Consider the following 13933-nt stretch of genomic DNA (forward strand, 5'->3'; position numbering starts at 1 on the left):
CGGGGACGAGTGGGTCCAGAGATATCAGGGCTCCGGTTTCTCACCGGGCGCGACTCCAGTCCAGCACCGTTTCGGCGAACCGACAATCGCGGCCCCGGCGTGATGGGAAACTTTCCTGAAGCGCCAGGTCAGCATTCATATCGCGTGGGAGCATCATTCGCAGTGACCGAAAACCGTCTTCGTGGGGGAGGACTCGATGTCGGAGCATGGTTCGACTCTGCCGCGTCGTCAACTGGGGCGATACCTGCGGGAGGGCCGGATGCAGTGCAATATGACGATCGCCGAGGCGGCGGCGCTGATGGAGTGGAGCGAATCGAAGCTGCAGCGGCTGGAAACCGGTAATGCCGAGAAGATTCGGGTCCTCGATGTCCGGGAACTGTGCCGAATCTACGACTTCGACGACGAGTTCGGCTCGGCTCTCACCGGCCTCGCGCAACAGGCCGGCGTCAAGTCCTGGTGGCACGAATACGACGATCTGATTCCTGAGGGTTTCAATATGTATGTGGGCCTGGAGGCTTCGGCCCGCGCCCTCATCTGCTATCAGCCGGAGATCATCCCGGGACTGTTCCAGACCGCCGAGTACGCACGGGTTCTCATCAATGATTACTGGCCGGATGCTGCACACGCCGAACTGGACCGTCGCGTGCAGTTGAAGACGCGCCGTCAAAGCCTTTTGACGCGCAAGCGAAGTCCGGCCTCCTTCGATGTCGTGGTGCACGAAACCGCATTACGTCGCGTTGTCGGCGGCCCGCACGTGATGGCCGCTCAACTGCGGCGCGTCGCGGACATGTCGACATTGCCGACGATCGCGGTTCGTGTACTACCTTTCTCGGCGGGCGTACCGATCGGCCATACCGTCGGCCCGTTCGTGATCCTGGATTTCGGCCGGGACGCGGGCAACAGGCCTGTCGAACCTACGGTCGTCTATCTGGAGAACTTCCTCGGCGACCTCTACCTGGAGAAGCAGGCCGCGGTCGACCGATACCGCGAGGCATACCAAGCGATCCAGCGCGCCGCGTTGGACGAGACGACCAGCAGAGACCTGCTACGGAGGGCAGCGAAGGAGTATGTGGCGTGAGCGTGGAACCCGGCGTCCGGTGGTTCAAGAGCGCCCGCAGCACCAGCGCGAAGGAATGCGTGGAAGTCGCCTTCCTCTCCGGTGGCGTCGGGGTCCGGGACAGTAAGAACCCCGGTGGTCCGGCGTTGATCTTCCCGCCGGCGGACTGGGATCGATTCACCGCCGCCCTGGCCGCCGGGCGGTTCGACGACTGAACCTCGGCCCGGCGGAATCCGGTGGCGGCACCTGGAATCAGGCCGTGTGGGCGGTGGCGGCACGGGCGGAGTTGAGGGTGATCGCGGCGGCGTTCCAGATGGCGTAGGCGCTCACCGAGTAGGGCACCCAGGTCGGGTGGTGGATGACGAGCAGCACGATGGTGGCGACGGCCAGCGCCACCGCGCGGATGACGATGCCGTTGTGGAGCAGGCTGCGCAGCACCTGCGCGTCGACGAGGCTGGTGGTCTTGACGGCGTTCATGATTCCGACCTTAAGGATTCGCGCGGGGTCCCCGAGGGGGCCGATCGCGCCAGGAATGGGACAGATTACGCGGCGGGCCAGTCGTTTTCGGTCTCGCCGACCTTGTTGACGTAGTTGGTCAGGGTCTGCAGGGCGACCAGGGCGACGATTTCGAGCACCTGCTCCTGCGTCCACCCCGCGGCCAGTGCGGCGGCCGGATCGGCCTTGCCCCGGCTCTCGGTCAGTTCGCGGGCGAAGGCAACGGCCGCAGCCTCTTTCGGGTCCGCGGAGGTGCCGCCCTTGGCCGCCTCCACCTCGGCGTCGCTCAGCTTGGCGACCCGCTTGCCGGTGAAGGTGTGCGCCGCGACGCAGTAACCGCAGTCGTTGGCCGCGCCGACGGTGAGCGCGATGCGCTCGGAGGTCGGGGCCGGCAGCGCGCCCTTCTTCAGCGCGCCGGACAGCCCGAGGTAACCCTCCAGTACCACGGGCGCGTTGGCCATCACCTTGGTCATGTTCGGCACCCGGCCCATCCGCTTCTTGACCTCGTCCAGCAGGGGTGCGTTGTCGATCGGGGAGATCATGGCGTCCTCATCTTTCTAACGGAAGATCGTGCTTTCACACGTTAGAACATCATGGAATGAAAGCGCAATACCCGTTAGAATGTGGACATGGTCGATCCCTTGGCACTCCGTTTGGCGAACACCATCCGCGCCACCAGCCGTGGCCTCACGGACGCCTTCGGTACCCCCGAATCCACCCGTGAGTGGCTGGTCGCCAATGCCGCGAATGTCGGTGTGTACCTGGACCTCGAGGCGTACCTGCCCACCGAGGACGAGCGCGCCGCCCTGGTGGACCTGCGGCAGAACGTGCGCGCGCTGTTCGCGGAATACGTTGCGCCGCAGCCGCCCAGCTCCGCCGACGCCGCGGTGCTGCCGGCCTTCCCGGACGCGCTGGCCGCCATCAATCGCGCGGCCGCCCCCGCGCTACAGCTGCTGGCGTGGGACGACACGGGACCGCACACCGAGCACCGGCTGCTGACCTCGGACGACCTGGCCACCGTCATGGCCGGACTGGCCGACGCCACCATCGAGTTCTTCTCCGGCGCCCAGGCCGCCCAGATCCGCGCCTGCCCGGCCCCGCGCTGCGTGCGCTATTTCCTGAAATCGCATCCGCGCCAGGAGTGGTGCTCGGTGGCATGCGGCAACCGCGCCCGCGCCGCCCGCCACTACGCCCAGCACCGCGATTGAGCCGAGCGTCGCGACCGAGCCGAGCGCCACGGCCGAGTTCAGCGCCGCGACCGAGGCCAGCGCCGCTGCTGGGTCGAGTGCCGCGACCGAGTCCGGGGCCGCGGTTGATCCGTCTCCCGCAACGTGAAACGGCCCTCGCGCCGACAGGTGCGAGGGCCGTATGCCGCAGTGTGTTTCGACTCGGAGCGAGTCGGCTCAGCCGAAGAAGGCGGCCGCCTCCCGGTACCGTTCCTGCGGCACCAGCTTGAGCTGCTTGGTGGCCTCCGACAGCGGCACCAGTTCGACTTCGGTGCCGCGCAGGGCCACCATCTGCCCGAATTGCCCGGCGTGCACGGCTTCCGCGGCGTGCACGCCGAAACGTGTTGCCAGCACGCGGTCGTACGCGGTCGGGGTGCCGCCGCGCTGCACGTGCCCGAGCACCGTCACCCGGACCTCCTTGCCGATGCGCCGCTCGATCTCCGGCGCCAGCTGCTGGGCCACGCCGGTGAACCGCACATGCCCGAATTCGTCGATGCCGCCGTCGCGCAGGGTCATGGACGTGGGGTCGGGGTGCGCGCCCTCGGCCACCACGCAGATGAAGTGCGAATCCCCGCGCTGGAAGCGGCGTTTCACCATGGCGCAGACCTCGTCCACATCGAACGGCACCTCGGGCACCAGCGTCAGGTGCGCGCCGGAGGCGATGCCGGAGTTGATGGCGATCCAGCCGGCGTGCCGCCCCATCACCTCGACCAGCATGACGCGCTGGTGGGATTCGGCGGTGGTGTGGATCCGGTCGATGGCTTCGGTGGCGATGGAGACGGCGGTGTCGTGGCCGAAGGTGGTGTCGGTGCAGTCGATGTCGTTGTCGATGGTCTTGGGGACGCCCACCACGGGCACGCCCTCGTCGGCCAGCCAGGAGGCGGCGGTCAGCGTGCCCTCGCCGCCGATCGGGATGAGCGCGTCGATCCCGTTGTCGTCGAGGGTCTGCTTGATGCGGGGGAGTCCGGCGTGCAGTACGTCCGGATTGGTGCGCGCGGTGCCCAGAATGGTGCCGCCCTTGGTGAGCAGCCGATCGGTGCGGTCATTGTTGAGGATCTGGATCTTGCGATCCTCGAGTAGGCCACGCCAGCCGTCCTGGAAGCCGACGATCGCATCCCCCCAGCGGCCATTCGCGGTACGAACGACAGCACGGATCACGGCATTCAGGCCTGGGCAGTCTCCGCCTCCGGTCAAGACTCCGATGCGCATGGTCCCCATCTTGCCCTGAGATCGGCGGTCTGTGATCCCCGCCCCCGTGAACCGCGGGTTACGGTTTCCGCTACCCGGCGGTGCAGGTACCGCCCTTGAGTTCGTCGAGGTGCTTGCCGATCAGGGTGGCGACCTTGGTGAGGATGGCGGTGCCCTCCTCGAAGGAGCCGGAATTGGGCTGGGTGGCAACCGCGATGGCGATCTGGCCGCCGTCCACGGGGATCAGCCCGAATTGCCGGACCAGGTAGTTACCGCTGGGATCGGGTCCCCAGCCGCCCTTGAAGATCGCGCCGTCCAGATTGCCCAGTCCCCAGCGCTGGGTGGAGCTGATCTTGCCCATCAGCGAGGTGACATCGTCGGATTGCGCCAGGCAGGGGAGTTTGGCGGCGAATTTCAGCTGATTCGCCAGCGACCATTCGGCCTGGCCGAAGGCGGAGTAGTCGGCCCGGGCGCGGGCGGCGGGCACCGTGGTCTCGGTGTCACCACCCTCGCGTAGCACGTCCTGGACGGTCTGGGCCGCGACCTCGGGGGTCCCCAGCGCCTGCCAGAGGGTGTCGGCGGCGCTGTTGTCGGAGTATTCGATGGCGTTGACCGCCGCCACCTGATTGCCCGAACTCTTGCGCAGCGCCGCCAGGGTCAGCGGGACCTTCATGGTCGACCAGCCGGGCCCGGAGCTCCAATCGCCCAGAGCCAGCACACGATCGGTGCCCACCGGCATCACGGCCAGCCCTACCTTACCGGCCAGCGACGGCTTCAGGTCATTGGTGAAATCCCAGGCCAACGAGCCCGGCATCGCCATGACGGTGGTGGAGCCCGCGGCGCTGGGCGCGGCCGCTGCCACGGTGGTCTTGTCCGGGACCAGCACCGGCTTGCTGCTGCACGCGGTCAGGGCCCCGACCAGCACGGCCAGCGCTCCGCATCCCCGCGCGAGCCGCCGTCCGCGCCAACGGGATCCGTACCCCGTATCGCGTGTGCTGTCCAGTGCGTCGCGCTGGTCAGCGTTCCGCGAATACGGTGCGTGCACCCCGTAACCTCCATCTGCCCCGGTGTCCGGTGCGTTCCCTGTTCCTAGCGGACGCACCTGGACCCGTCAATCGCAAGGATTGTTGTGGTTCGGGACACCGGCGGTCAAACGCGGTGGGTATGGACGTTTTTCACCGGCTCACGCCCGATTCGGGGTGCACGCTGGGCATTTTGAAACGGATACGCACCGAATGTGTTAGCGCGAGCAGAGTCCGCCGTGCAGGTCGGGCAGATGGTCGCCGACCAGCAGCGCGAGCTTGTCCATCATGTCCGTGGCGTCGTCGAAACTGCCCGAGGTGGGCTCGGCCGCCAGCGCCACCGCCACCGGCCCGTTCAGCGTCGGGACCAGCCCGAACTGGCGGACGGTGTACTTGCCGGTGTCGTCGTCGGGACCCCAGCCGCCCTTGAACTCCGCGCCGATGAGCCGGCCCAGGCCCCAGCTCTGGCTGGGGGTGATCTCACTCATGAGCGAGACCACGGAATTGGCGCGCGGCAGGCAGGGCAGCCGGGAGGCGAAGTGCACCTGATCGGCCAGCGACCAGTCGGTGGCGCCGAAGGCGAGCAGATCGTCGGACTCCAGCGCGGCCAGCTTGGTGTGGCGCGCGGCGACGTCGGTGGTGGCGTCGCCGGCTTCGCGCAGCACCGCCTCGACCGCGTCCGCCGCCTCGCTGCCGGTGCCCAGGGAGTTCCAGAGGGTCTGTGCCGCATCGTTGTCGGAGAAGGTGATGGCGGCCTCGGCGGTGGAGCGCATGCCCACCGGATCGTGGCGCAGCGCGGCGAGCGCCAGCGGCACCTTGATGGTGGACCAGGCGATGCCGGTGCTCCACTCACCCAGCTGGATCATGTCGCCGCCGCCGACGGGCATGACCGCCACGCCGACCCGGCCGTCCAGGGTGGCCTTCAGGTCATTGAAATCCGCTGCCAAGGCGACGGATTTCGGCAGCCCGAACAGCTCCGGCAAATCCGGTCCGATCATGCTCGGGACCGGTAACGCGGAACTGTCGCCGACCGGTTTGATCTCATCCGACTGCGCCGAATGACGCTGTACAGCACCGAGACTCGGGCTACAAGCGGAGACGGCCAGGGCAGCCGCCAGTGCCAGCCCGCGCACAAACCCCTTGCGACAGGCCGGAATTGGATCAATAGACATACACCACCGCGTTCTCACCACCGACGCAGGTCACCAATTTGCCTGCGGCCGTGCAGTTCATCGTGTAAGACCGGCCGGTCACCGGGCTCACTGCCACCACACTAACTGCCGAAGCCGGCCGACCAGAAGCGGCGTCGGCATAGGCTCGCCGCACCTCCTCCGCGAAAGGGCAGGTCGTGACCGTGTTTCCGATCGCGGAAGTGGCGTAACCGCCGAGCGCCGCATACACCGGTGGACACGACGTCGCTCCCGCCGGCAGTTGCACAGTGGTGGGAGCCGAGGTCGTCGCCGCCGGGCCCGGCTGCTGCGAGCGCGGGGCGGTGGTGCCCGGAACACCCTGTGCTGCCGTCGTTATGGGTGCTTCGTTGCCGGGGCGGTCCAGGACTTGCCAGCCCACCGCACCGGCAACGGCGGCCACCGCGACCACCAGCACACCGATCGACAGCGGCGCCGCGATCGACTTGCCCTTGCTCCGTTTTCCGGGCTCGCGGGGCGGCGGCTGGACGATGGGGTGATCCGCGGTGGGGTACAGCGAGGGATCGGGCGCCGGCGCGTACGGGAAGTCCCGCTGCTGCGCCTGGGCATGGCCCCAGATCGCCTGCTGCTGGGCGTCGGCCGGCAGCGGCGTGTAGTGGAAATCGCTGACCCGCACCCGGGTCGGATCCGACGGCAGGACGACCGGCAGATCCCCTGTGGGCGAAGGTTCCTCGGCGGCCGGGAAGGATCCGGTGATGTAGGCCGGGATCGCCCCGGTATTCAGCCCGAGTCCGGAACCGGGTTGCCGCACAGTGGGATCGGATTGCCGCACAGTGGGATCGGCATTCCGGCCTGTCGGCCGGCCCGCGGCGGGCGTCCCGCCCGGCATGACCGTGGTCGGCGGTCCGGCGGGAGCGCCGGTCGGCAGCACCGTCGTCGGTGGTGGGCCGACCGGCGGACCCGGCGGCACGGTCCGGCCCGGCGCCGGCTGCCCGGCGGGCGCGGGCACCGGCTGACCACCGGCCAGCGCCGCCCGCGCGGCCCGGGCGAATTCGCCCGCGGTGAAGAACCGGTCGTTCGGGTCCTTGGCCAGCGCCTTGGCCACCACGGCATCCAGCGCGGGCGGAATCCCGCTGCGCAGCATGCTCGTCAGCGGTGGCGGCTCAGACAGATGCGCGCGGATCAGCACGCTCATGTTGTGCGCCGGGAAGGGCTTGTCGCCGGTGAGGCACTCGTGCAGCACACAGCCCAGCGAGTAGATGTCGGCGCGCCCGGAGTCCGGCCCGGCGTCGAAGCGCTCGGGGGCCATGTAGGCGTAGGAGCCCACGGCCGTGCCGGTCATGGTGATGGTGGAATCGCCCTCGGCGCGCGCGATGCCGAAATCCGCGAGATATGCGAAATCTGCATCAGTCACAAGGATGTTCGCGGGTTTGACGTCCCGGTGCACCAGCCCCGAGTAGTGCGCGGCGTCCAGCGCCGCCGCGATCTGCTCGATGATCCCGATGACCCGCAGCGGCGGCAGCGCGCCGTACTGGTCCAGCAGCGATCGCAGGTCCTGTCCGCGCACCAGCCGCATATCGATGTAGAGCACACCGTCGATCTCGCCCCAGTCGTGGATGGGGATGATGTGCGGCTCCGCCAGCCGTGCCGCCGCCTGGGATTCCCGGCGGAAACGCTCCTGGTACGAGGGGTCCTTCGCGAGTTCTTCCGGTAGCAGCTTGAGGGCGACGACCCGATCCTTCGAGGTGTCGTAGGCCTCGTAGACCTCTCCCATACCGCCCCTGCCCAGCAGCGAGCGCAACTCGTACGGCCCGAATCTGCTTCCGGCCCGCGATGGCGGTGTATCCACCCCGTCCAACCTCCAACTCTCGGGAGGGAAGCAGACGAGGACCCGCGACCCACCCCTCTAGGAGGTGGATTCTCCAGGTGCCACTACGCCGTGGTCAAACGCAAAGACGATGGCCGCCGCCCGGTCGCGTAACCCGAGCTTCCCGAAGATATGTCCCACGTGGCTCTTCACCGTTACCTCCGAGATACCGAGTGTGCGCGCGATCTCAGCATTGAGGCGGCCGCGGCCGATGAGCTCGAGCACCTCGAGTTCGCGAACGGTCAGCTCGGACAGGCGATCGCCGCCGGGTGCCGGCGTGGGACGGGCCGAGCGATAGGTGGTCAGCACTCGCGGCGTGACCGTCGGGTCCAGCCAGGAGCCGCCGGTGGCGACGGTCCGCACCGCGCGGATCAGATCCTCGGCGGGGGAGTCCTTGAGGATGAACCCGGCCGCGCCCGCCCGTAGCGCGCCCGACAGCAGCTGGTCGTCGTCGAAGGTGGTGAGCACCAGCACCGGCGGCGCGTCCACGACCATCCGCAGCGTCCGGGTGGCCTCGATGCCGCCGATCCGCTTCATGCGCAGATCCATCAGCACCACGTCCGGGCGGTGCGCGGTGACGGCCGCGGGCACCTCGTCCCCGTCCGCGCACTCGCTCACCGTGAAACCGTCGCGGCGGCGCAGGATTCGGCGCAGCCCGCCGCGCACCAGCTCCTGATCGTCGACGACGAGCACGCCGATCGGCTCGTCGTCGGATCGGTCGATCACATGCCCTCCTGCGGGGTCCTCTGGGTCATGGACAGTAGTACGGACCGCAGGTTCTGCTCCGCCGCGGCGATACAGGGCATGTGCCCGGTCGTCGGGATCCGCGCGGACACCTGCCAGCCGTCGTCGTGGGGTCCCGCGGTCAGGGTGCCGCCGAGGACGGCCAGGCGCTGGCGCATGCCCGAGATGCCCATGCCGCGACCGGGCCGCAGCAGTGCCCCAGGGGGCAGGGTATTCGTGATGGTGACATCAATATGTCTGGCGCAGACCATGATTCGAACCTGAGCCTGTGCGCCCGGGGCGTGCTTGGCGATATTGGCGAGGGATTCCTGGCAGATCCGGTACAGCGCCAGCCCCAGGGCGGCCGAGACCTGCCCGCGATCGCCTTCCGAGCGGAAGTCGATCGCCATGCCCGCGCGGAGGAAGTCCGACACCAGATCCTCGATGTCATCGAGGCCGGGTTCGGGTGTCTGGGGCGCATGGTGCCCGTCCAGCAGCCCGACCGTCCGGCGGATGTCGGCCATCGCCTGCCTGCCCAGCCGCTCGGCGTCGGCGAGCGCGTCGATCGCCTCGTCCACATCGCGATCGGTCTGCAGCGCGTGCCGGGCGGCGGTCACGTGTAGCAGCGTGACGCTCAGTGAGTGCGCGATGACATCGTGCACCTCACGGGCGATGCGCCGGCGCTCCTCGCCGGCGGCCTGCAGAGCGCGGACCTCCTGATAATCGCGTTCCTGGTACAGGTAGCGACGCTGGTAGTTCAGCAGCTGTCCGGTGAACCAGCCGAAGAGGATGCCGAGCGTGAACCAGGTCAGTCCGTCGATGTGCCCCACGTATCCGAAGAACATGATCTCCGCGATCATGCCCAGGCCGATGACCGCGCTCACGGACGTCCGGGTGATGGCCGCGACCTCGCCGGTCACGACGATCAGGATGAGCGGTGCGACATCCAGCGGCACCGGCTGCATCAGGAACAGGGCTACCCCGGCCATGGTCAGCGAAGCGAGCAGGACCGGGCGCGGCGGGAGGTTGAGTACCACGCACGGCGGCCCGGTCAGATAGATGATGAGCAGCGCGGCCAGGGCGAGGAAGCCGGGGAAATAGCCCGCTGCCACTCGCTGGGCGAAGGCGATCGTGCTGAACGTGTACAGCATCACGTCCACCAGCACGACCATCGAGACCGGGTAGTCGAAACCGGTCTCCTCCACCCAGCGCCGGTATTCGCGGACCGGGTTGCGCACGAACCGCCGGGACCGGACACCGGCTTCGTGCAGCCACTCCCGTAACTGCTGCAACGCCTGCCCGACCGCCTCGGGGGTGGCGCTGGTCACGTTCATTCTGCAAGGCTATCCGTCTGAGCAGACCGCGTACATCGTCCGGCGGCAGGGGCACGTCTCCTACCGGAGTAGGAGGTCAAGTCGCGTCCGCGGCACGAAGACAGGGGTATCGGAGCGATCGTAGTTTTGGGGCAACGGCACACGCGCCCGCCCACAGAAGCCCGGGTGCACACAACGCTGTAACCCAGTTCAACGAAAGGTTGGCGCCATGTCCTGGGCAGACGTCCACGCTCGTACCGACATTCTGCACACCGTTCTCGATCGGGCGGCGCGAAATCCCGCTGATCCCAAGCTGTTCGACAATCTCCCGGAGCTGAAGCGCCTGTTCGGCGACCCTGACGGAGTGCTGCTCGCGCTGCGCAATCGCTGGGAGAACCATATGACCGTGAAGATGGAAAACGCAATGGAGAAGGGCGTTTTGGCGATCGAGGTGTACGCGGAGCTGTGCGCCGAACAGCCGGCCCTGCGCGCGATCCTCGACACCTACGACACCGATCGGCTGTATTTCGGCCGTCCGCGTGCGCGAGCGCTGGCCAGCTGATAGACACCGGCTGGTATTGATCTGCAGAGGGGAACGACCAATGCTGGAATTGACCGACGTCACCAAGGAATACCGGGTGGGCGAGCAGACCGTGCGCGCGCTGGACGGGATCAGCCTGCGGATCGATGCGGGGGAGTTCACCGCCATCGTCGGTCCCTCCGGTTCGGGCAAGAGCACCCTGCTGCACCTGCTCGGCGCGCTGGACTCCCCGGACACCGGGTCGATTCGATTCCAGGACAAGGAGATCGGCGACCTGGACGACGACCGTCAGTCCGAATTCCGCAGGCACCGCGTCGGTTTCGTCTTCCAGTTCTTCAACCTGCTGCCCACGCTGACCGCCTGGGAGAACGTCGCCATCCCGAAGCTGCTGGACGGCACCGGATTGCGCAAGGCCAAGCCGCGCGCGCTGGAGTTGCTCGACCTGGTCGGGCTCAGCGAGCGCGCCGAGCACCGGCCGGCCGAACTGTCCGGCGGCCAGATGCAGCGGGTCGCGGTGGCGCGGGCGCTCATCATGGATCCGCCGCTGATCCTGGCCGACGAACCGACCGGCAACCTGGACTCCAAGACCGGCGCCTCGATCCTGCAGCTGCTCGCCGACATCACCAAGGAGGGCAACTCCGTGGTCATGGTGACCCACGACATGGGTGCGGTGCGCTACTGCGACCGGGTGATCAACCTGCGCGACGGGCAGATCGGGTCCATCGACCGGGTCGAGCGCGGCGATGACGGCGAGGTGCGGAACGTTCCCGAGCCGGGCCGCAACGGTTCGGCGCCCGCCGCCGGCGGTGACGTCCCCGCCGACGACGCCGGGGCGGTGCACGCATGATCCGCGCCGCGCTGGATCGGCTACGTCTGTTCAATATCGGTGAGCTCTTCGCCCACCGCGGCCGCACCACCATGGCCATGGTGGTGATGGGAGTGTCCGCGGGACTACTGGTTTCGGTGTTCAGCATCTCCGGCTCCATCACCGGCTCGGTGGACAAGCTCACCCACAGCCTGGGCGGCAAGGCGGTGCTGGAGGTCAGCGGCATCACCGACGCGGGCTTCGATCAGCAACTGCTGCAACAGATCCGGTCCGTGCCCGGGGTCGGCACGGCGGTGCCGATGGTGCGGCAGTCCATCGGGGCCGACGACAAACGGGCCCTGCTGGTCGGCGCGGACCCCTCCGCCGCCCAGCTGGGCAGCGACCTCGGCGGCACGGTGACCGCTCAGGCGAGCAAACTGCTCACGGTCGGCAACGGTGTCCTGGTCGGCTCGGCCATGGGCTATCAGGAGGGCGACAAGTTCCAGCTCGGCGCCGTGACGGCCACCGTCGCGGGCGTCATCGACGACTCCACCGCTGCCAAGATCAATGGCGGCCACATCGCGATCGCGCTGCTGCCGGTGGCGCAGAAGATCACCGGGCGGGAGGGCCGGCTGGACTCGGTCCAGATCATCGCCGCACCGAATACCGATGTGGGCCAACTGCGTTCGGACCTCACCGAGGCGATCGCCGGCCGGGCCGTGGTCGCCGATCCGGATCTGCGGACCGCGCAGGCCGGCGGCGCGGTGATGCTGGTGCGCTACTCGACGCTGGCCTCCTCGGCCTCGGCGCTCATCGTGTCCTCGTTCCTCATCTACAACGCCATGAGTATGGCCGTGGCGCAACGCCGCCCGACTCTCTCGCTGCTGCGTGCCATGGGCGGCAAGCGCGGCCCCGTGGTGCGCGATCTGCTCGTCGAGGCCGCGATCCTCGGCCTGTTCGGCGCCATCAGCGGATCCATCATCGGAATCTTCATGGGCCGCACCGCCATCCGGCAGCTGCCCGCCGCCATCGTGAACTCCGTCGAGTCCCGCACCGAGTACGAGGTGCCCGGTTACGCGGTGCCGGTGGCGATTCTGGCCTGCGTGCTGGCCAGCGTCGCGGCGGCGGCGATCGCCGCGCGCCAGGTGTACAAGGTGGCGCCGATCGAGGCGCTGGCCCCCGTCGGCGTCGGCGCGGCCGACGCCGTGAAGCCGGTGATCCGCTGGGCCGCAGCGATTCTCGGTCTGATCATCGTGTCGGGCGCCGTGGTCGTGGCCGAGGCGGACCTGGGCCGGCTCTCGATCGGGGCGATCTCGCTGTCCATCGCCGGTGCGGTCGTGCTGTGCTTCGCCGCCACCGAGCCCATCGTGCGCGCGGTCGCCGCGGTGGCCCGGCTCTTCGGCGCGCCCGGCGCCCTGGGCGCGACCACCATCGAACGCGCGCCGCGCCGGGTCTGGGCCACCGTCATGACCGTCATGATCGGCGTGACCGCCATCGTCGCCATCGGCAATGCCAGCCGGAACATGGTCAGCGCCGCGACCGACAGTTTCGAGGGCCTGGCCCGCACCGACGTGTTCGTCAGCCCGACCGCCATGGAGCAGTTCCCCACCGGCCCGCTGCTGCCGTCGGACCTGAAACAGAAACTGAGCGCCATCCCCGGCGTCGGCGGAGTCGGTTCCGCCCAAATGGCTTTCGCGACCCTGGGCCGCGGCCGTGTCATGCTGCAGGCCTTCGAGGGCGGCGTGGCCCGGAGCTCCGTGCTGGACAGCGTGAGTGAGGCCGACCAGGCGCGCATGGCCGCCGGTGCGGGCGTCGTCATCTCCCGGGATGTGGCCCGCTCGCTCGGCGTGCACGAGGGGTCCGACCTGACCCTGCCCACCCCGACCGGTGAGCACCGGGTGCAGGTGCTGAAGGTGGTGCCCTACTTCTCCGCCATCGCGGGCGTGGTGGCGCTGGACCTGAACATCATGCGCGAGTGGTATCAGCGGCCGGGCGAGACCATCATCGGCATCGAGTTCGCGCCCGGCGCGGACCATGCCGCGGTGATGGCGGCCGTGCGCGCCGCCGTCCCGGCCGATATCCACGTCAGCACCGGACGCGATGCGGTGACCGCGATTTCGTCCAGTGTCCGGCAGGGCACCTCGATCAGCGCGGCCATCCTCTGGATCGTGGTCGTGGTCTCGGCGGTCGCGCTGCTCAATACGTTGATGCTGTCGGTGCTGGACCGCCGCCGTGAACTCGGGGTGCTGCGGGCCATGGGCACCAGCCGCCGCTTTCTGCTGCGCACCGTGCTCACCGAGGCCGCCGGTATCGGAGTGACGGGCGCGGCACTCGGATTGGCGGTGGGCTCGGCCGTGCACTACCTGGCCACCATCGCGCTCGGGCACGCCATCGCCATGGACATCCGCTATCAGGCCAGCCCACTGCTGGTGGCCTACGCCGTCATCGCGCTCGGACTGTCCCTGCTCGGGGCCATCCCGCCCGCCCTGCGCGCGGCGCGGCTGCCCATCGTGGAGGCCATCGCCGTGGACTGATCGGCGAGTAAATA

The 13933-nt window shown here is 68.6% G+C and carries 14 protein-coding genes; 6 read left to right on the top strand and 8 right to left on the bottom strand.

Annotated elements, in window-relative coordinates; genetic code table 11:
• The first annotated feature begins 196 nt into the window (after nucleotides 1-196).
• Nucleotides 197-1078, top strand: coding sequence for a helix-turn-helix domain-containing protein (locus ACQP1O_RS09225; RefSeq protein WP_433565414.1), 882 nt, complete (start codon nucleotides 197-199; stop codon nucleotides 1076-1078).
• Nucleotides 1075-1272, top strand: coding sequence for a DUF397 domain-containing protein (locus ACQP1O_RS09230; protein ID WP_433565415.1), 198 nt, complete (start codon nucleotides 1075-1077; stop codon nucleotides 1270-1272). The genes ACQP1O_RS09225 and ACQP1O_RS09230 overlap by 4 nt, the downstream gene beginning before the upstream one ends.
• 37 nt (nucleotides 1273-1309) lie before the next feature.
• Here ACQP1O_RS09230 and ACQP1O_RS09235 read toward each other — a convergent pair whose 3' ends face one another.
• Both ACQP1O_RS09235 and ACQP1O_RS09240 read right to left on the bottom strand, forming a co-directional pair.
• Nucleotides 1310-1534, bottom strand: coding sequence for a hypothetical protein (locus tag ACQP1O_RS09235; RefSeq protein WP_433565416.1), 225 nt, complete (start codon nucleotides 1532-1534; stop codon nucleotides 1310-1312).
• Nucleotides 1535-1599: 65 nt separating this feature from the next.
• Nucleotides 1600-2094 (bottom strand): carboxymuconolactone decarboxylase family protein, encoded by a 495-nt coding sequence (locus ACQP1O_RS09240; protein ID WP_433565417.1) that lies wholly within the window; start codon nucleotides 2092-2094, stop codon nucleotides 1600-1602.
• Nucleotides 2095-2181: 87 nt separating this feature from the next.
• On the opposite strand from ACQP1O_RS09240, the gene ACQP1O_RS09245 reads away from it, so the two are divergent.
• Nucleotides 2182-2760 (top strand): CGNR zinc finger domain-containing protein, encoded by a 579-nt coding sequence (locus tag ACQP1O_RS09245; RefSeq protein WP_433565418.1) that lies wholly within the window; start codon nucleotides 2182-2184, stop codon nucleotides 2758-2760.
• A gap of 195 nt (nucleotides 2761-2955) precedes the next feature.
• Here the strand turns inward: ACQP1O_RS09245 and ACQP1O_RS09250 are convergent, their stop codons facing one another.
• From ACQP1O_RS09250 to ACQP1O_RS09275, 6 genes are all read right to left on the bottom strand, one after another.
• Nucleotides 2956-3987, bottom strand: a complete 1032-nt coding sequence (locus tag ACQP1O_RS09250; RefSeq protein ID WP_433565419.1) for an ATP-dependent 6-phosphofructokinase — start codon at nucleotides 3985-3987, stop codon at nucleotides 2956-2958.
• A gap of 70 nt (nucleotides 3988-4057) precedes the next feature.
• Nucleotides 4058-4891 (bottom strand): hypothetical protein, encoded by an 834-nt coding sequence (locus tag ACQP1O_RS09255; RefSeq protein WP_433565420.1) that lies wholly within the window; start codon nucleotides 4889-4891, stop codon nucleotides 4058-4060.
• A gap of 315 nt (nucleotides 4892-5206) precedes the next feature.
• The gene (locus ACQP1O_RS09260; RefSeq protein WP_433565421.1) at nucleotides 5207-5986 is read right to left on the bottom strand and encodes a hypothetical protein; all 780 of its coding nucleotides are present in this window, start codon (nucleotides 5984-5986) and stop codon (nucleotides 5207-5209) included.
• A gap of 163 nt (nucleotides 5987-6149) precedes the next feature.
• Entirely contained in the window at nucleotides 6150-7985 is a 1836-nt protein-coding gene (locus ACQP1O_RS09265) for a protein kinase domain-containing protein (RefSeq protein ID WP_433565422.1), read from the bottom strand.
• Between the two features lie 57 nt (nucleotides 7986-8042).
• Nucleotides 8043-8696, bottom strand: a complete 654-nt coding sequence (locus ACQP1O_RS09270) for a response regulator (protein ID WP_433567630.1) — start codon at nucleotides 8694-8696, stop codon at nucleotides 8043-8045.
• A gap of 29 nt (nucleotides 8697-8725) precedes the next feature.
• Complete coding sequence (locus tag ACQP1O_RS09275) at nucleotides 8726-10060, bottom strand: sensor histidine kinase (protein ID WP_433565423.1); 1335 nt, start codon at nucleotides 10058-10060, stop codon at nucleotides 8726-8728.
• A gap of 208 nt (nucleotides 10061-10268) precedes the next feature.
• On the opposite strand from ACQP1O_RS09275, the gene ACQP1O_RS09280 reads away from it, so the two are divergent.
• From ACQP1O_RS09280 to ACQP1O_RS09290, 3 genes are read left to right on the top strand one after another with little or no spacing between them, the layout of a single operon-like run.
• Nucleotides 10269-10601, top strand: coding sequence for a hypothetical protein (locus ACQP1O_RS09280; protein WP_433565424.1), 333 nt, complete (start codon nucleotides 10269-10271; stop codon nucleotides 10599-10601).
• 40 nt (nucleotides 10602-10641) lie between these two features.
• Complete coding sequence (locus ACQP1O_RS09285; RefSeq protein ID WP_433565425.1) at nucleotides 10642-11427, top strand: ABC transporter ATP-binding protein; 786 nt, start codon at nucleotides 10642-10644, stop codon at nucleotides 11425-11427.
• Nucleotides 11424-13919, top strand: coding sequence for an FtsX-like permease family protein (locus tag ACQP1O_RS09290; RefSeq protein WP_433565426.1), 2496 nt, complete (start codon nucleotides 11424-11426; stop codon nucleotides 13917-13919). The genes ACQP1O_RS09285 and ACQP1O_RS09290 overlap by 4 nt, the downstream gene beginning before the upstream one ends.
• Nucleotides 13920-13933: the final 14 nt, after the last annotated feature.

This window comes from Nocardia sp. CA-151230, from assembly GCF_050942175.1.
Classification (GTDB): domain Bacteria; phylum Actinomycetota; class Actinomycetes; order Mycobacteriales; family Mycobacteriaceae; genus Nocardia.

Coding starts and splice junctions, on each gene's coding strand:
- ACQP1O_RS09260 (WP_433565421.1), bottom strand. CDS start 5,986: ATGATCGGACCGGATTTGCCGGAGCTGTTCGGGCTGCCGAAATCCGTC.
- ACQP1O_RS09250 (WP_433565419.1), bottom strand. CDS start 3,987: ATGCGCATCGGAGTCTTGACCGGAGGCGGAGACTGCCCAGGCCTGAAT.
- ACQP1O_RS09240 (WP_433565417.1), bottom strand. CDS start 2,094: ATGATCTCCCCGATCGACAACGCACCCCTGCTGGACGAGGTCAAGAAG.
- ACQP1O_RS09280 (WP_433565424.1), top strand. CDS start 10,269: ATGTCCTGGGCAGACGTCCACGCTCGTACCGACATTCTGCACACCGTT.
- ACQP1O_RS09235 (WP_433565416.1), bottom strand. CDS start 1,534: ATGAACGCCGTCAAGACCACCAGCCTCGTCGACGCGCAGGTGCTGCGC.
- ACQP1O_RS09290 (WP_433565426.1), top strand. CDS start 11,424: ATGATCCGCGCCGCGCTGGATCGGCTACGTCTGTTCAATATCGGTGAG.
- ACQP1O_RS09275 (WP_433565423.1), bottom strand. CDS start 10,060: ATGAACGTGACCAGCGCCACCCCCGAGGCGGTCGGGCAGGCGTTGCAG.
- ACQP1O_RS09285 (WP_433565425.1), top strand. CDS start 10,642: ATGCTGGAATTGACCGACGTCACCAAGGAATACCGGGTGGGCGAGCAG.
- ACQP1O_RS09245 (WP_433565418.1), top strand. CDS start 2,182: ATGGTCGATCCCTTGGCACTCCGTTTGGCGAACACCATCCGCGCCACC.
- ACQP1O_RS09225 (WP_433565414.1), top strand. CDS start 197: ATGTCGGAGCATGGTTCGACTCTGCCGCGTCGTCAACTGGGGCGATAC.